The 16,476-nt window shown below is 44.0% G+C and carries 15 protein-coding genes; 10 read left to right on the top strand and 5 right to left on the bottom strand.

What is annotated here, in order from left to right; genetic code table 11:
* Positions 1–266 precede the first annotated feature (266 nt).
* Entirely contained in the window at positions 267–1,637 is a 1,371-nt protein-coding gene (locus L1D60_RS06585) for an L-serine ammonia-lyase (RefSeq protein WP_239840294.1), read from the bottom strand.
* A gap of 254 nt (positions 1,638–1,891) precedes the next feature.
* Here L1D60_RS06585 and L1D60_RS06580 point away from each other — a divergent pair, with 254 nt between their 5' ends.
* Entirely contained in the window at positions 1,892–2,755 is an 864-nt protein-coding gene (locus L1D60_RS06580; RefSeq protein ID WP_239840293.1) for an ElyC/SanA/YdcF family protein, read from the top strand.
* A 4-nt stretch (positions 2,756–2,759) separates the two neighbouring features.
* Here the strand turns inward: L1D60_RS06580 and L1D60_RS06575 are convergent, their stop codons facing one another.
* Together L1D60_RS06575 and L1D60_RS06570 are read right to left on the bottom strand one after the other, a co-directional pair.
* The gene (locus L1D60_RS06575) at positions 2,760–3,449 is read right to left on the bottom strand and encodes a hypothetical protein (protein WP_239840292.1); all 690 of its coding nucleotides are present in this window, start codon (positions 3,447–3,449) and stop codon (positions 2,760–2,762) included.
* Positions 3,450–3,676: 227 nt separating this feature from the next.
* On the bottom strand, positions 3,677–3,931 hold the full coding sequence (locus tag L1D60_RS06570; RefSeq protein ID WP_239840291.1) for a DUF333 domain-containing protein: 255 nt from the start codon (positions 3,929–3,931) through the stop codon (positions 3,677–3,679).
* A 239-nt stretch (positions 3,932–4,170) separates the two neighbouring features.
* Here L1D60_RS06570 and L1D60_RS06565 point away from each other — a divergent pair, with 239 nt between their 5' ends.
* The 4 genes from L1D60_RS06565 to L1D60_RS06550 all read left to right on the top strand — a co-directional run bounded on the left by L1D60_RS06565 (position 4,171) and on the right by L1D60_RS06550 (position 7,346).
* Complete coding sequence (locus L1D60_RS06565; RefSeq protein ID WP_239840290.1) at positions 4,171–5,103, top strand: exopolyphosphatase; 933 nt, start codon at positions 4,171–4,173, stop codon at positions 5,101–5,103.
* Positions 5,104–5,310: 207 nt separating this feature from the next.
* Complete coding sequence (locus L1D60_RS06560) at positions 5,311–5,829, top strand: NUDIX hydrolase (RefSeq protein ID WP_239840289.1); 519 nt, start codon at positions 5,311–5,313, stop codon at positions 5,827–5,829.
* 332 nt (positions 5,830–6,161) lie between these two features.
* On the top strand, positions 6,162–6,668 hold the full coding sequence (locus L1D60_RS06555; protein WP_239840288.1) for a DUF2059 domain-containing protein: 507 nt from the start codon (positions 6,162–6,164) through the stop codon (positions 6,666–6,668).
* An 84-nt stretch (positions 6,669–6,752) separates the two neighbouring features.
* Positions 6,753–7,346, top strand: a complete 594-nt coding sequence (locus tag L1D60_RS06550; protein WP_239840287.1) for a glutathione S-transferase family protein — start codon at positions 6,753–6,755, stop codon at positions 7,344–7,346.
* Positions 7,347–7,422: 76 nt separating this feature from the next.
* On the opposite strand, the gene L1D60_RS06545 is transcribed toward L1D60_RS06550, so the two are convergent.
* A complete protein-coding gene (locus L1D60_RS06545) occupies positions 7,423–8,472 on the bottom strand; it encodes a polysaccharide lyase family 7 protein (protein ID WP_239840286.1) in 1,050 nt (349 codons plus the stop codon).
* 444 nt (positions 8,473–8,916) lie between these two features.
* On the opposite strand from L1D60_RS06545, the gene L1D60_RS06540 reads away from it, so the two are divergent.
* From L1D60_RS06540 to L1D60_RS06530, 3 genes are all read left to right on the top strand, one after another.
* A complete protein-coding gene (locus L1D60_RS06540; protein WP_239840285.1) occupies positions 8,917–10,680 on the top strand; it encodes an ABC transporter ATP-binding protein in 1,764 nt (587 codons plus the stop codon).
* Positions 10,674–12,458, top strand: coding sequence for an ABC transporter ATP-binding protein (locus L1D60_RS06535; RefSeq protein WP_239840284.1), 1,785 nt, complete (start codon positions 10,674–10,676; stop codon positions 12,456–12,458). The genes L1D60_RS06540 and L1D60_RS06535 overlap by 7 nt, the downstream gene beginning before the upstream one ends.
* 300 nt (positions 12,459–12,758) lie before the next feature.
* Positions 12,759–13,673 (top strand): LysR family transcriptional regulator, encoded by a 915-nt coding sequence (locus tag L1D60_RS06530; RefSeq protein ID WP_239840283.1) that lies wholly within the window; start codon positions 12,759–12,761, stop codon positions 13,671–13,673.
* 41 nt (positions 13,674–13,714) lie between these two features.
* Here L1D60_RS06530 and L1D60_RS06525 read toward each other — a convergent pair whose 3' ends face one another.
* Complete coding sequence (locus L1D60_RS06525) at positions 13,715–15,232, bottom strand: arylsulfatase (RefSeq protein ID WP_239840475.1); 1,518 nt, start codon at positions 15,230–15,232, stop codon at positions 13,715–13,717.
* A gap of 343 nt (positions 15,233–15,575) precedes the next feature.
* On the opposite strand from L1D60_RS06525, the gene L1D60_RS06520 reads away from it, so the two are divergent.
* Entirely contained in the window at positions 15,576–15,860 is a 285-nt protein-coding gene (locus L1D60_RS06520; protein ID WP_239840282.1) for a hypothetical protein, read from the top strand.
* A 51-nt stretch (positions 15,861–15,911) separates the two neighbouring features.
* Positions 15,912–16,334, top strand: a complete 423-nt coding sequence (locus tag L1D60_RS06515) for a hypothetical protein (RefSeq protein ID WP_239840281.1) — start codon at positions 15,912–15,914, stop codon at positions 16,332–16,334.
* Positions 16,335–16,476: the final 142 nt, after the last annotated feature.

Raw genomic sequence — 16,476 nt, 5'->3', positions numbered from 1 at the left:
TGAATGAAAATTGCAAGATAAGATTGCGCAGGGCGATGTCTCATTAGTTGTGAGCGGTTTTAATCTAAGTCCTCAGTTAATAAAGGGAATTTGTTTAAGGATTAATCGCATGAAATTCACAAACAATGACGGTGATTTATAAAAGGCGTTTCCAAGCGAACAAAAAGCCAGCGCTAAGGCTGGCTTTGTTTTAAATTTGGAAACTTAGTTTACCGTTGTGAGGAGTAGCTTCAATTCAAGTTAATGAGGCTGACCATCAAAGTTATTTATTCACACGGTGGGGCCATATGAATCACCGCTAGGCCGCCCAAAGACGTTTCGCGATACTTTTTGTTCATGTCTTTACCTGTTTGGTACATGGTTTCAATCACCTTGTCCAAAGAGATCAAACACTTGCTGGTGCGCTTCAATGCCATTCGAGAGGCGTTGATGGCCTTCATCGCCCCCATTGCATTACGTTCAATACAAGGCACTTGAACCAGGCCGCCAATTGGGTCACAGGTCATGCCTAGTGAGTGCTCCATAGCGATTTCAGCGGCGATACAGATTTGCTCATTACTGCCACCACGCAGCGCAGTAAGACCAGCTGCCGCCATTGAGGAAGATACACCGACTTCGCCTTGGCAGCCTACTTCAGCACCTGAAATGGAAGCGTTGGTTTTATACAAGATGCCAATCGCGCCTGATACAGCAAGGAAGTCCTTAAGCTGTTTAGTATCAAGCTCTTTGATAAAACGGTGGTAGTACATTAGTACGGCTGGGATTACGCCTGCTGCGCCGTTTGTTGGCGAGGTCACCACTTGGCCGCCAGCTGCATTCTCTTCACTTACCGCGAAAGCAAACAGGTTAATCCAATCCATGATTTCCATCGGATCGTTTTCAATGGCTGCGTTGGCTTCTAGCTTTTTCAGTAGAGCAGGAGCGCGTCGGGTCACTTCTAGACCACCGTCAAGAATTCCTTCGGTCTCGAAGCCACGTTGCATACAGAGTGACATCACTTTCCAGATCTGTTCAGTACGCTGATTGATCGCTTCCATATCTTGGAATGAGGTTTCATTACGCAGAACCAAGCCACCTAAACTGAGGCCATTTTTGTCTGCAAGCGCGAGCAATTCATCGGCAGAGCTAAAAGGAAATTCAACATGGGTTTCTTGCTCTTGTTTACCATTTTGGAGCTCATCTTCGGTCGCGATGAAGCCGCCACCTATCGAGTAATAGGTTTCCATATCAAGCAGTACGCCCTCTGCATTGAATGCAGAGATAGTCATGCCATTTTCATGCAGGGGTAGGTTGGTGCTATGGAATAGCATGTCGGTCTCAACGTCGAAATGAACGTTATGATGACCGCTAACGGCAAGGCTCTTATCTTCAATGGCTTTTTGCATCGCTTGATTGGCACTGCTGATTTTAATGGTGTCCGGTTTATTACCGAGTAAACCCAAAATCGTAGCACGGTCAGTGTGGTGTCCTTTACCCGTTAGAGAAAGAGACCCATAAAGGTCAATTTGTACTCTCGCCACTTCTTCCAATTTAGGGGCGATTTTTTGAGTAAACTGAAACCCTGCGATCATTGGTCCATTGGTATGTGAGCTTGATGGTCCAACGCCAATCTTATAGATATCAAAAATAGACAGCATAATAACTTCCTGTGAAGGGTTCGCTTAGTGCGAACTCTGGTGTAACTGTTTTTACATACCTCGCTTCTTATGAGCATAGTGTATGAATGATATTGTTATGTTTTTATACTCATGGGCATTTACTACCTATAAAGTTGTCATCAATAGTGAGCGTTATTGCGAGCAACTCATGAGAATTTAAAAATACTTTTGTTAACAAGTATTGTATACATAATTCACTCTATCTAATTGCGAAAACGAGACTTGTACATTAAATGAGCATTAAAAACCTGCTGGTTGTGCTGGGTAAGCGGCTAAATAAGAATGAATTGACTACAGAAGGAAGGGGCAGAGTTGAAGCTGCCATTGATTATCTGGTTGGCCGTTCATTCGACAAAATAGCAGTTGCATTTTGTGGTGGTGTCACACCGGGACAAACTTTGTCCGAAGCAGAGGTGATGTATGAGTATTTCTTGCAGCTTGAGAGTCAACTTGAATCTCCTTTAGACCTTCAAGCGAGACTATTAGAGAAACAATCAACCAATACCATAGAGAATATTCAGAATCTGGCGTCGGAACTCATCGACAGCGGTCTGTTTGAACACGGCCGGCCGTTGAATGTCACATTTGTATCGAATGACTATCACCTACAGCGTATTTTTGAGATTCAATCGTTAATGGACGCGCAGGGGTTACTTAGAGTACTTGAAGAGCGTTGTCAGCAATTGGGAGTGTCTCTGAATATTGAACGAGATATTGAGCAGCATGTTGTGGTGCCATACCCACATATGACAGTGCAAGGAGAGCTCTTTCTATTGATTGATAGCTTAACGACATATCGTGTTTATCTTGAAGGCACGGTGGCTGGACGCTTTGTAGGGCAAGAAGTGCAGACTAGAAAGGTACCTGCTGAATTAGCGATAAAGGCAATCAATAAAGCGAAAAAACTGTCGGTGGAGGCTCAATTGAGTTTGTTAGATTCGCTACTGCCTCTGTTACAAACCTGTATTGAAGAAACTCCCGTGGATGCAGACAAAGAAAAAGTCAGGGAGTATCTCGCATTGCTGGACACTAACCTGACTTTGCTCAATCGCTATCTAGATCCGGAACAAGAACTGGATACACGCTGGTGGCGCTGAGCGATTAAGATGATTGCTTTGCTTTTTTTCTAAAGCCGTTGACGGTTTTAACGCTAGCAAAGCCAATCAAACAGTAAGCGAGCAGTTCAGTCCCTTCCTCGGCGATGATTTTGACTTCACGGATGTAGTTGTCACCCATGATGTTATGCCAGAAACTTCCCATTCCAAACAGACGAGAGAAAACAAGTAATAGCATCACACCGGTAATCAGAAGATTCATGTGCGGTGAAGCCAAAATATAAGCGATTTGATCTAAGGTTTGTTTACCGTTTTTAATCGCATAAAAAATAGCACTACCAGCCACTAAGATAGCAGGGTAGACCCATGCTCCGTGGGCAATAATATCAAACCAGAAATCCAGTTCGCGTATCAACATCACAGCGAAAAAAGCACTCATTAACATGGCTGCGTGCTTCACTTGGCTGTTATGTTTCGCCATATACATAAATGACAGTGAAGATACCAACAGTAGCAACTGCTCTAGGGCCTCGGTGACAGAGAGCTCACTCAACTCTCCACCGATCAAGACGTAATCGATGCGCAGTGCTAGGTTGACTATGATACCGATGGCAAGAACGATAAGCGCAGTTTGGCAGCGCTTGAAGATGACTTGAGACGTCGATTGAGAGATATTGAATTCAGGGATCTCTAAAGACATCGAGCTTTGGTCGCTGTTTTTCGCTTGGCTTTTCATAATGAACAATCTGTAAATAAGTGTAACACAGCGCACATTTTATAGGTCGAAGATGGCCTAATGTCAGAGGAATGTCAGGAATAAAACACTGTTCATTTGCGGCGCGTACTGTAAAAAGAGAAGCTTAGCGACGACAAAAGTAACAACGGGCTAAAAAATAGTAATTATTTATCAAGAGGATAAGGTGAAGTGTTCAAGTGGCGCTTCGGCCACTTGAGATAGAGGCGTTAGTTTTCTGCTTTTTGCTCTTGGTTTTGGCGGTAATACTCCCATTGCTCAACGCGATCACCATTTTCGAAGACACAATAAGTGGTGCGCTGTTCATTTTCTGTCACTGTCTCTAACTCAGCACCCTGTTGAACACAGTAAACGGCAGCCGGGTTTGCCATTGAAACACGTTCAGACTCACTGTATTGGTCGTACTCGTTCGCACAACCCCCTAAAACCAAAGTGAACATTGCCATCAAGCCAATTGTTTTCATGCTATCTCCTTAGCAAGGTTAGGAAGCTCTTCTAAAGAGTATATTTTAGAATCAGGAAAAATCCGTGATAATTTAAGCAACAGGTTGAATTAGTGTAATAATCCCTCAGATTTAGGCGGATTTTGAGTGTTGGATCAAGCTTACTTATATTGCTTGCATATGGGGTAAGTGAATGTCTTGATTATAGATATTCTGTGCGGTTATCTTAGCTTGAAATGTTTGATGACAAAGGAATGAAGATGTCAGACCAAAAATACCGACTCGTTACGCGCAGTGATTTCGATGGCCTTGTGTGTGCTGTATTGTTAAAACAACAAGACCTCATTGATGACATTAAGTTTGTTCACCCAAAAGATATGCAAGATGGCATCATTGAGATAACGGAGAATGACATTGTAACCAACTTGCCTTACGTCCCTTCATCATACCTGACGTTCGATCATCACCTGTCTGAAACTATTCGAAACACGGGTGAGCGCACTAACCATATTATCGATCCAGATGCGCCTTCTGCTGCGCGTGTGGTTTGGGACCATTATGGCGGCCTTGCAACATTCCCTGCAGAGTGGCAGGAGATGATGGAAGCGGTTGATAAAGGGGATTCAGCACAGTTCAACAAAGATGAAGTACTGGATGCACAGGGTTGGAACTTGCTTAACTTCCTGATGGACGCCCGTACTGGTCTTGGTCGTTTCCGTGAATTTAGAATTTCTAACTATGCTCTAATGATGGACTTAATTGACTATTGTAAAAATCATACAATCGATCAAATCCTCGAGCTGCCTGATGTAAAAGAACGTATCGATCTTTATCGTGAACATGAGCAGAAGTTTAAGGAGCAGGTTACACGCTGTGCACAGGTCCATCAGAATTTAGTTTTCCTTGACCTTACAGATGAAGAGACTATCTATGCGGGCAACCGCTTTATGATCTATGCACTGTTTCCAGAGTGCAATATCTCGATTCATAAGATGTGGGGTTTCCAGAAACAAAACATCGTATTTGCGACTGGTAAATCTATCTTTGATCGCAGCTCTAAAACGAACGTTGGTGAATTGATGTTGCAATATGGTGGCGGAGGTCACATCGCGGCCGGTACTTGCCAAATAGCGGTTGATGAAGCTGCGCAGGTTCAACAAGCACTTATCGAAGTAATTACAGCAGACGGTTAAGCTGAACTATCCGATAACCTGAATTTTATACTTAGTATCAAAGCCTTATAGGCATCTTTACATGAAGATGCGTGTAAGGCTTTTTGTGTATTGAGCTTTTGATGGATTGGATATCAGTTTAGATTCAAACCATCGGACACGAGGCGGAATTCAATCCATACATGATTGTGATATGATGCCGCCAAATTTTGTAGAGCTATAACGATAATGAGACACCTAAAAACAAGTATCCACCCAGATATAGAACACCTAGATAACCAAACTGTATACAAGCGCAATGCAGCTCGTGCGATTGTGCTGGATGGTGAGAATATTCTGATGCTATATACAGAGCGATACCATGATTACACCATTCCTGGTGGTGGTTTAGACGAGGGTGAAGACGTTATTGCAGGTATGGTTCGTGAACTGCAAGAAGAGACTGGGGCCCAGAATATTCATGGTATTAAGCCATTTGGCATTTTTGAAGAGTTCCGCCCTTGGTATAAAGATGACGCCGATATTATGCACATGATCTCCTACTGTTACACTTGTAAGATCGATACCGAATTAGGTGACACCGCGTATGAAGATTATGAAGTGAAGAACGGTATGAAACCGGTCTGGATTAACATTCATGAGGCCATTGCTCATAACGAGAAGACCATGGCTGAGAGTCCTAAAAAGGGCATGAGCATTGAGCGAGAGACCTTCCTACTGCATTTGATTGCCAAAGAGATGCTGTAATTTACAAGCGCACATGGGGTAGTTAGGTTCAGTACTACCCCACATATCATGTTTCACAATTCTTCTTACGGTCTCCAGCCTCGTTTCGTCGACTTGCCTTTTTTCTCCTGAGCCCCTTCAAATTTTTGTTTCATTATTCGTCATGTCGCATATTTGTAATGTTTAGCGATATTTGCTCGATTTTATAATGTTAAATGATATATGTTCTCAATATTGCCTTTTTTGTCAATGAATTAAGTGGGAATCATCCGGTAACTATGGATGTTTTTCATGAAGAAAATTTGGTTTGTACCGTCAAACTTATGCGTTGCAGTATATTGAGAGAGAACATAATGAAGAAAGTTGTTATTGCGTTGATGTTGTTATTGCCTTTGCATTTATCAGCAGCCGAGTCCTCTAAGCAAGAAAAAGTGGATGCGTTAGTAGAAGTGATGAATCTGGATGAAATGGTAGATGCTATGCATATCCAGATTCAGAATATGATGAACAATTTGCACCAGAACCTAGAGATTACGGAGTCCGAGCGCCCTTTGTTCGATGAGTATTACCAAAAAGTTGGTGTAGTGATGCAAGAACAATTAAGTTGGAAGCAGTTTGAGCCAATGATGCTCAACATCTACAACAAGCATTTTACGGAAGAAGAAATCACAGCAATGTTAGAGTTTTATCGTTCAGAAACGGGTCAAAGTATCCTGAGTAAAATGCCTGTTGTGATGCAAGAGTCGATGGTCACAAGCCAGGCAATGGCCCAAAGGTTAATGCCTGAGGTTCAAGCGCTCACCGAAGAGTTTGACAGAAAACTGAAAGAGCACCGCAAGCATGAAAGTCAGAAGCAATAACAATTCCAGCGTTGATTTGATCGCCGAGAGAGCAAAACCTTTTGGTGGGCACCGCAACTAGGTCAGAAATAGCTAGGAGGTAATATGGATTTGGTTCTCTATAGTGCCGTTGGCTCGAACAGCTCCGAACGAGTGGAGTGGGCACTGAATTACAAAGGAATTTCATACAATCGGGTAGAAGTGACCTCTCAAGAGCTGCAAACAAGCTATTTGGCGATCAATCCATTCGGATATGTACCTTCTCTGTCTGTCGATGGGGTGGTACTTTCCGAATCTATGGCTATTGTAGAGTACGTCGAAGAGGTATTTACCGGCTTCTTGTTGTTGGGAAACGAACCGCAGATTAGAGCTGATGTACGTAGGGTATGTGAATTCGTTAACTCGACTATACACTCCCCACAAAATCGGACTGTGTTAGGTTTCTTAAGGCCTGACCTTGAAGAAGCGCCGAAACGAGCAATGCGGGGAGAGTGGATCACTCGAAGTCTTGATAAGCTGAGACCGTCGATCTGCCTAGACTCAAGTTTTGCGATTGGCCATCAATTCACTCTGGCGGATATTTTCATCGCTTCTATCTATAAAAAAGCGTTGCAACACGGCTCTGCGCCTATCCCTTTTTATGACTCTCATTTGAATAATTTAAGAAGTATTGAACGCATTGCGGATGCGGAGCCATAGTTAAGAGCAATTATCGATATAATAAACGACCTTCATACACTGAGTCTGTAGGTCGTTTTTGTTTGAAAGTAGAGGGTTATTTTCCGTTCAACTTCAACGCTGAGAAAGTCACGCTGTTGTAGTCGCCATTCTTCTTGTCGGTTGCGAAGTCACCCGTACCTGCACAGCCAGGCCCCCAAATAGGGTGGGAGTCGTTGACGCTACATTGACCATAAGCACCGGCTTTGAAATAGAAATCATCTTCTGCGTAACCCGTTGGGAAGTCTTTCTCATCAATACCTTTGCTTAGGTCGATTTCATACTTCACGGTGTCATGACGTGCGGTTTCAAACGTTAGATACATCATGGTTTCTTTTACTTCGACACGGTAGCTAAACTCTTCACCCAGCTTGATGCCTGCCTTACCCGGCTCTTGTTGGTTTTCCCAAGTATTGCCCCAAACAGGGTACGCAACATCAGCACGGTTAGGATCTTTCTTCGCTAAGTTACGCTCATAGTTCCAGAATACCGAACCGTACTCATGTCCTGGAAACTTCTTGTAGAAGATTTTAAGCGGTTCGTTACCGTGACCGTAGCCTGTTTTCGCTTTAATGAGTTCATTGTGTTTCTTCGCGTGGATCTGACCCACTACCACTGAGTGTGCAGGGTATTTCTCAGGATGTTTAGCATTTACCGATACGTGGTCGACCTTTAGTGTCGCTTCTAGCGTACCACCGACAGCGCTGTATTTTTCTGCTTCTGGGTGACTAGAAAGCGACCATTGATTGAGTTTGCCATCGGTAAGAATGTTGTCGAAGTTGGCACCGCGTGGCATTTGGCGCAGTTCAGAGCGTGCATTCTTGGAGTTTTTGGTGGTGATTGCTTTGTTATGCACTTCAAAGACTAGGTGACCATCTTCGTTGAGGAAGAAGAAGTCTTCATGCGAGTAGCTCATCATTGCAACGCCTTCGATCTCATCGATACGCCCATCTTCATTGATGTCAGAAGGAATCGTGATCTTCCAATTCCGCATATCAAACTTATCCGCAGGCACTGGATGTGAGACGCCATTGTTGATGACGTCCGCCATGCTCGCTAAAGGTACAGACAATAAAATAGAGGCAGCAATCAGGGTTCTTTTGTTCATTATTGGTTACTCTCATTATGTAATATTGTCATACATAATAGTTGCCACTGAAACAAGAAAAAGGGCTGATCGCACTATGTGTAAATAAGATCACATTTTTCAGCCGTTTTTAATTGGTCACTGTGAGGGCTGTCTTAATACATTTGCTAACAACTTACTATGCTCACAAGCACTCCTTGATGAATTCATCAATAAACAAGCTCAATGAGTTGTAAAGCAACATTGGGTTTTATATGAATTCGATGTTTGCTGACCTGTGTTTAACTTCATTGACGATTAGGTAGCGACAAAAATCAGGCCTTGGATCATCTTAAGCCGTTTTGGGATTTTAATTATAGTTGACCTTGTCAACTAGTTGCTTTTGAGTTACCTTTGTATTGTAAACGTTGACCCTCATCGACACTGGTTGATAACGCTCCCCAAAAGGCTCAAAGAAAGACCTATATGACTAAGTCTCAGTTTTTCGCGCATTATCTGCGCTTGAATCGTAAGTCTTACCTGCTTGCGATTGTTTTCATATTTCTCGTTAACTGGCTGCAGGTTGAAATCCCTCGCTACATCCAGTTGGCGATTGATCTTATCGATGACGCGTCGGTGGCGGGTCATGATCAGCTGAAAACGTATATTGCGATCATCGTGGTGATGTCGGTGTCGATGATCGTTGTGCGGATCTGGTCGCGTATCTATGCGCTGAATCCGGGGCGTATAACCGAAGCCTCTCTCAAAAATACGCTGCTGGAAAAGCTCAACCGATTACCAAACAGCTTCCACTCTCAGTTTGCATCAGGACGTTTGATTTCAATCATTAACAATGACTTGCAAGGCGTACGTTTGTTGTTTGGTGTTGGATTTTTGCAGTTTTTCAACGCGTTGTTAGCGCTCTCTTTAACGCCGTTGTGGATGTGGCGAATTTCGCCCGAACTCACCATGTACTCGGTGATTCCAATTATCATTGCATTCGTCATCTTCCGTGTTGGCTTTGTGCGAATGAAGTCGCTGCATATGGAGCATATGAAGCGATTACAGAACTTGTCTGCGCAACTGATGAGTTACCTATCGGGTATCGATTTGATAAAGAGCCAACAAATGTCACCGTGGGTTAGATCAGAGACTGAGAAGCTGAATCAGATGTTGTTGCAGTGCAGAATCAAGATCACACGCATCCAAGTGTTCTTTATGCCCGTTCTAGACTATGCCAATGACCTAATGAAGATCCTGATTCTTGGTTTGGGTGGCTACATGTTGGTTAATCAAGAGCTTACTCTGGGCGAAATTACGGCTTTCCTAACATATTCGGTACTGTTGGCTATGCCACTGATGCAGCTCGGCCGTATCGCGACTATCTATCAGCGTGGCATTGTCGGAATAACCAGTGCACAAACCATTTTAAATGCGAAGGTGTCAGAGCTAGATGAGACGACGTTAACGACCGATGAAGTTGAAGAGTTGAAAGGCCAAACTTTGTCGGTAAGAAACCTCAGCTATCAGTATCAAGGTGAAGAGCGCTTGGTGTTGGATGACATCAGTTTTGATATTCCGTCGGGTAAAAAAGTAGGGGTGCTCGGCAGTATTGGCTCTGGCAAAACGACACTGGTTAACTGCTTGAATCATCATTTAGACGTGGCGGCAGAAAGTGTATTTCTGGGTGATAAAGATATCACTGAGTTTTCGCGTAACGACTTGCGCCGCTATGTTAAGACCGTGACTCAAGATCCATACCTGTTTTCCGCAACGGTGGAAGAGAACATTCGATTTGGTAGCACTAAAGCTGATATTGCTAAAGAGCAAGTCGACGAAGTGCTTAACCTTAGTCAGCTCGCTAGCGATGTGGCACGTCTCGAACTGGGAGACCAAACCTTGGTGGGAGAGAAAGGCATCATGCTATCTGGTGGGCAAAAGCAACGTTTGAGTATTGCACGAGCACTATTAGAGCCTGCGGATCTGATCATCATGGATAACGTCCTCTCAGCTGTCGATTATGAAACCGAAAGAAAGATTCTAGAAGGGTTATTTAAACGCTTGAAAAACCAGTCGGTGTTGGTGGTGTCACATCGTGTCAATGCACTAGAGTATATGGACGAGATCATCGTCTTAAACCAAGGAAAAGTGATTGCTAAAGGCGATCACAAGACTCTGCTTAAAACTTGCCCTTACTACTACGAGACGTGGCAATTACAGCAAAATGAAGCGGAGGCAGCAGCATGTTAAAAGGCGTTGATATTCAATATCTCAAACACTTCCTTCAATTTGCTAAGAAGTACAAACGCACCGCATTTATTGGTATTGTGATGCTACCGCTCACCATTCTGACAAGTTTGTTGTTTCCGTGGTTGATCATTCAAGTCATCGATGTTCAATTGAGTCATGGCAATATCGATGGCTTGTTGGAGTATGTGTTTTATCTGGTTGTGGCTTTAATTGTGAGCTACGTGGTTGATACGACTTACGCTTATAACCTCAGAAAGACAGGACAGCTGACTATCACAGATATGCGCTCGGTTTTGTTTGCTCGTGTACTGAAACTGCCACGTAGCTACTTTGATAACACGCCGATTGGTATCACGTTGTCACGTCTAACCAGCGATCTTGAAACGATTGGCGAGACTTTTATTCAGTCTGTGGTTGGTTTGGTAAAAGACACACTTAATACGCTCGCTCTGATTGGGATGATGTTTTACATCGACTGGAAGCTCACCCTGATCGTATTAGTGGTGATGCCACCGGTGACCTATTTGACTGTGTTGGTCCGAAATAAGCTGCGTCAGATGCACCTGATTACACGCTCGTCATTGGCGCGCGGAATTGGTTTTTTACAAGAAGCCTTGCTGGGCATGAAAACCGTTCAGCTTTATCGTGCCGAAGATGCAGTAGAGAAAAGATTCAAGGGTTATACCGATGAGTTTTTAAAAGCACAGAAGAAGATCAATAAGTACGATGCGATTCTTTTTTCGGTGATCTCCGGTGTCACCTCGATAACCATCGCATTAATGATTTGGTTCGGCTCAGAACAAGTGTTACAAGGCAGCTTAACCTTGGGTGTATTGATTGCGTTCATCAATACCTTAGAGAAAGTCTTTGTTCCGATCCGTGATTTTACCTCGCAGATAGCCTCTATTCAGAGCTCGTTTGCGGCCTTTGACCATATTGAAGAGCTATTTATAGAGCCGACGGAGGAGCAGGGGCGAAAGCTGTTGCCGTCACATCAGGTAGAAGAGCAGTTACGTGACTTTGTGAGTTTGGAATTCAAGAATGTCAGCTTCCGTTACAAGCCGGATGCACCCTATGTACTTAAAGATGTCTCGTTTGTCTTAGAGAAAGGTCATCAGATTGCCTTGGTAGGTTCTACAGGCTCAGGTAAGTCGACGATCATGCGTTTGATTTCGAAAACCTATCAGAATTATGAAGGTAGTATTTTGCTCAATGGCATCGAGCTGTCCGATATTTCAATGGAAGATTCAGCGCATCTCTTCTCGCTAATGATGCAAGATGTTCATCTATTCGAAGAGAGCGTTCATTTTAATATCGCACTCGGTAAAGAGCACGTTTCACGTGAGCATGTTGAGCAAGCTGCACGTTATGTTTACGCTGACCAATTTGTTCAACAGCTACCAAATGGCTATGACTTTCATTTAGATAAGAATGGCTCGAATCTGTCTGTAGGTCAGACTCAATTGCTCTCCTTCGCTCGAGCGGTGGCACAAGGTGGTCAAGTGATGATGTTGGATGAGGCGACCAGTTCAGTGGATTCAATTACTGAAGATTTGATTCAAAAGGCGATGCAAAAGCTGTTCAAAGAGAAGACCGTTATCGCCATTGCCCACCGTCTTAGTACCGTGCGCCACTCCGATATGATCTTGGTACTAGAGAAGGGTGAAATCGTTGAACGCGGTAATCACAGACAATTGGTTGATCATAACGGTGTGTATGCTGGGTTACTTAACGAGTCCATAGTAGAAACCAGTGACCCACAAGCGGTTGGGGCGTAATAGGCTAAAACACACTCAAAATGCAGATCGAAAGCCTCAGGTATTCTAGCAGGGGCCTTGTGATATTGAACTGACACTGACTGGCTAATCCACTCTGCAGGTGGGAAAGAAGCGAGCATAACCAAGAGTTATACTCGATATAACTTAGCCATTGTTTGATATTGATAGGGGTGATGGGAATTCTAGGTTGTTAACGTTAGAGAATATTTTGTGAGTGCTTTCAATCTCAGTAACGGACTATCGAGGTGTGAGGTATCAGGTCAACCCAACGTTCTTAAAACAGAGCATGTGAAACAGAGTATGAAAAATACAGACTTTAGCTTAATCCCTTATTTTGTTGTGATGATGGAAGAGCTTTCTATCTCAAACACCGCCAAGCGTTTTGGCGTTTCCCAGCCTGCTGTCAGTAAAGCATTAGGTCGACTCAAAGAAACCTACGATGATCCTTTGTTTGTGAAAACCAAAGAGGGTTATCGACCAAGCCGTTTCTGTTACGACATCTACCCGCAAATCAAGCAAGCTTATGATGCCTTTGAATCGACATTTCCAAGCAAGCGCAAGTTCGACCCAAGCAAAATTGATCGATCATTCAATGTCGCGTGTATTAGCGGAGCGATTTACTCAGTCATGAAGCGAGTCTCAGACATGCTCTACAAAGAGACTCCCGATATTGGAATCAACATCGACCCTTTGTACACAGGCGATATCGCATTGGATTTACGCCAGCATCGATACGATCTCTGCATCGCACATGTGCCGACTAATGATCCTGCATTGGAATGTGTGCCTTTGGCTAGCGAGCGCATGGTGGTGGTTTACGATAAGAGCCATCCTCGTTTAGGGGTAAGTATTACACTGCAAGAGTACCTAGCGGAGAAGCACGTGGTGCACAGTATGTGGAACACGGAAGATTCACCGCTGATGAAAAACAGTAAGTACGCCCAAAAGAGAAAGGTCGCGCGTAAAGCTCCAGGGCCATTTGAGATGTTAGATATGGTCAAAGGCACTGACTTGGTCTGTATTAGCCAAGAGTCCGTGATCGAAAAGTTTGGATTGTCACAAGAGTTTCAAGTGTCACCATTGCCATTTGAGTCGGACTTAGGCATCGAGTATCTGGTGTGGCACAAGAGCCGCAATTCAGATATGGCGCATGCATGGTTTCGCAATAAGATAATTGATGCCTCACAAAAAAAGCCCCAGTGGGGCTTTAATTAGGATTCAACTGGGCGTTGTAACTTTCAATTAGCTAATCTGAATTAGTTCGCGCCTTGTTGTTGCATCTTTTGAACAAGCTTTTGTAGCTTCAGGGTATTGTAGTTGATGTTCGCCGCACTAAAGCCTTGACCTGCTTGCATTGGGTAACCTTCTAGAGAGCCCATAAACTTCGCCACTTCTTGAGACATTGGAACAAACAACCACATGTTGTCGATCATCCAACGTGTATACATGCCAGATTCTTTGGCTGCAGTTTCGAATGGATCCATACGTAGGTTGGTGATCGATGCCCAAGCTGGAGCCTGACGCACTGCAGACTGCATGTCACCTTCCATCATCGCAAAGCTTGCTTTCCAGTCATTCCAACGCAGTGCATTTAGCTCACCGTTCGCTGAGAAGTAAAGAATCGTTTCACGAGGACCTTTGTCCGTTTTACCTTCAAAGAATGGCTTGAAGTTCGAGCCATCCAAGTGAACTCGCCACTCTTTGTCGTTCAGTGTTACTCCTTCTTTCAGCTCATCGACAATGTTGTCATTGCCTGCTGCTGCCGCCAGTGTCGGTAACCAGTCTTCTTGAGACATCAAAGCATTTACCGCAGAGCCTGGCTCGATAACGCCTGGCCATTTCACGATTTGTGGTACACGCATACCACCTTCGTAAGTGGTGCCTTTTTCACCGTGGAAAGGAGATGTACCGCCATCAGGCCAAGTAAATTTCTCTGCACCGTTATCGGTTGAAAGAATCACGATAGTATTGTCTGCAACTTTTAGGCGATCGAGAGTATCCAACAGAGCACCGACGTTATCATCCAGTTGGCGCATGCCATCAGCGTAGATGCCTTGACCTGTAATGCCATCGTAATGGTCATTCAAGCGAGTCCATACGTGCATTCGCGTTGAGTTGTACCAAACGAAGAATGGTTTGTCTGCCTTCACAGATTTCTCCATGAAGGTGATCGCTGCTTCAGTGAAATCCTCGTCAATGGTCTCCATACGAGCGCGAGTCAATGGACCCGTGTCTTCAATCTTGCCATCCGCCGTCGCTTTAATCACACCGCGTGGGCCGTATTGCTTTTTAAACTCAGGGTCTTTTGGATAGAAGTAAGTTTCTGGCTCTTCTTCTGCATTGAGGTGATACAGGTTGCCAAAGAACTCATCAAAGCCGTGCTTCGTCGGAAGGTGTTTGTCTTGGTCACCTAGGTGGTTCTTACCAAACTGTGCTGTCGCATAACCCTCTTGTTTAAGGGCATCACCGATGGTTGGTGCCCAGTCAGGAATACCGTGGTCAGAACCCGGCATACCAATGGTCAAAAGACCGGTACGGAAAGGGTGTTGACCGGTAATAAATGCTGCTCGGCCTGCGGTACACGATTGCTGTGCATACATGTCTGTGAAAATAGCGCCGTCGTGTGCAATACGATCGATGTTTGGAGTCTCGTAGCCCATCATGCCACGGTTGTAAGCACTGGTGTTGTAATAGCCTAGGTCATCTGCCCAGATAGCGAGAATGTTTGGTTGCTCTGCTGCCGCAACACCCTGAGCGACAGTTAGAGCGCTCATTGCAAGTACGGATTTGGTGAAGGTAGTCAAGGTCGAGTCCTCTCGTTGTTCTGAATTTGGTTGAGAAGAAAGTAACAAAATGCAATTAACCTAGAGGACTACAGGGTATAAATTATGGTTAAATCACGGAGTTGATGGTTGTTCACCGATGGAGTTGTCATTGATAAATAAGATAAAAGTACGCAGTTTTGTATCTGGGGAATAGCCAAAATAAACATATTTTACTTCGGGAAATATGTTATCCTCTCGATACTACTAAAGGGGTGCTTTTAAGCACCGAAATGTATGCGAGCAACAGCACGATGCTCGTGTCAGTCACTTTCTGGCGAGTATGGAATAAAAAATGTTGTTGGAAGAAGTTGTAGAAATTATTGAGTTAACCGATTCAGACCATTTAGTTCAAGCAATGGACCTGTTTAATGAGCATGGCTTTGTTCATGCTGAGCAACTGCCGTTTATGAAGGTGGTGTTTGATACCGCTCCTGAGCATTTGATCAAGAAGCTTTCTCAAGTTGGCTTTAAAGGTAAAGTCGAGATTGTGAAGGCAGAAGGTGCATCTGATTATATTGTGTTTGATGCTGATCGTGCCGAGTCAGAAGGTGCAGTTAATTGGAGTAAGAGTGCTTAAGCCTGTTCAAACGGCAAAGCACGACTTTTATCATTATTTGAGGTTAATACAGTGACAACAGCTACCGCTTCATCAACTGAACAATTGTCTAACGAGCACGCGTTATTAGGCGCAGCATTGCTTGCGGCGCAAAAGGTTGAGTTCTCACTTTACACAGTCATTGCTCAATTGGTTTCCACTGATAGCAATGTACATGAACGCCAAGCAATCGAGCTAAACATTGATACCTTTTTGAAAGGAAACAGCAATGAGCTGTCATTGATTCTCGACCTGTACTATCAAGTGTTTGGCAGTAAAATTCCGTTAGCGAAAGCAGAAGTGAGCGATTTCGTTTTCAATCGTAATCTCATCTCGCGTAATTACTGGCGTGCAACTGGTGCCGATGTAAAAGGCGGAGAGAAGCTAGGCAATCCTGAGCTTTACCTGTCTGAATTTATCACCAAGTGTGACGTTTGGTTGAAAAAACTCTCTTAACTCGGTTTGCAAGCTTAATTAAAATCTAAGGAAACCACGGTAACAGCCGTGGTTTTTTTGTATCTAGAACCTAAAACGGGTTTATTTTCACCTCGACTTTAAGGCACACTCCAACATGATTTAGACTCGGGTTCTCGACTGG

The sequence above is a fragment of the Vibrio sp. Isolate30 genome (assembly GCF_022397975.1).
Taxonomy (GTDB): domain Bacteria; phylum Pseudomonadota; class Gammaproteobacteria; order Enterobacterales; family Vibrionaceae; genus Vibrio; species Vibrio fortis.
The sequence above is the reverse complement of the archived record's forward strand: the minus strand, read 5'-3'. Positions and strand labels throughout refer to the sequence as shown.

Coding starts and splice junctions, on each gene's coding strand:
- L1D60_RS06550 (WP_239840287.1), top strand. CDS start 6,753: ATGGATTTGGTTCTCTATAGTGCCGTTGGCTCGAACAGCTCCGAACGA.
- L1D60_RS06570 (WP_239840291.1), bottom strand. CDS start 3,931: ATGAAAACAATTGGCTTGATGGCAATGTTCACTTTGGTTTTAGGGGGT.
- L1D60_RS06585 (WP_239840294.1), bottom strand. CDS start 1,637: ATGCTGTCTATTTTTGATATCTATAAGATTGGCGTTGGACCATCAAGC.
- L1D60_RS06520 (WP_239840282.1), top strand. CDS start 15,576: ATGTTGTTGGAAGAAGTTGTAGAAATTATTGAGTTAACCGATTCAGAC.
- L1D60_RS06540 (WP_239840285.1), top strand. CDS start 8,917: ATGACTAAGTCTCAGTTTTTCGCGCATTATCTGCGCTTGAATCGTAAG.
- L1D60_RS06565 (WP_239840290.1), top strand. CDS start 4,171: ATGTCAGACCAAAAATACCGACTCGTTACGCGCAGTGATTTCGATGGC.
- L1D60_RS06555 (WP_239840288.1), top strand. CDS start 6,162: ATGAAGAAAGTTGTTATTGCGTTGATGTTGTTATTGCCTTTGCATTTA.
- L1D60_RS06560 (WP_239840289.1), top strand. CDS start 5,311: ATGAGACACCTAAAAACAAGTATCCACCCAGATATAGAACACCTAGAT.
- L1D60_RS06580 (WP_239840293.1), top strand. CDS start 1,892: ATGAGCATTAAAAACCTGCTGGTTGTGCTGGGTAAGCGGCTAAATAAG.
- L1D60_RS06545 (WP_239840286.1), bottom strand. CDS start 8,472: ATGAACAAAAGAACCCTGATTGCTGCCTCTATTTTATTGTCTGTACCT.
- L1D60_RS06535 (WP_239840284.1), top strand. CDS start 10,674: ATGTTAAAAGGCGTTGATATTCAATATCTCAAACACTTCCTTCAATTT.
- L1D60_RS06575 (WP_239840292.1), bottom strand. CDS start 3,449: ATGAAAAGCCAAGCGAAAAACAGCGACCAAAGCTCGATGTCTTTAGAG.
- L1D60_RS06525 (WP_239840475.1), bottom strand. CDS start 15,232: ATGAGCGCTCTAACTGTCGCTCAGGGTGTTGCGGCAGCAGAGCAACCA.
- L1D60_RS06530 (WP_239840283.1), top strand. CDS start 12,759: ATGAAAAATACAGACTTTAGCTTAATCCCTTATTTTGTTGTGATGATG.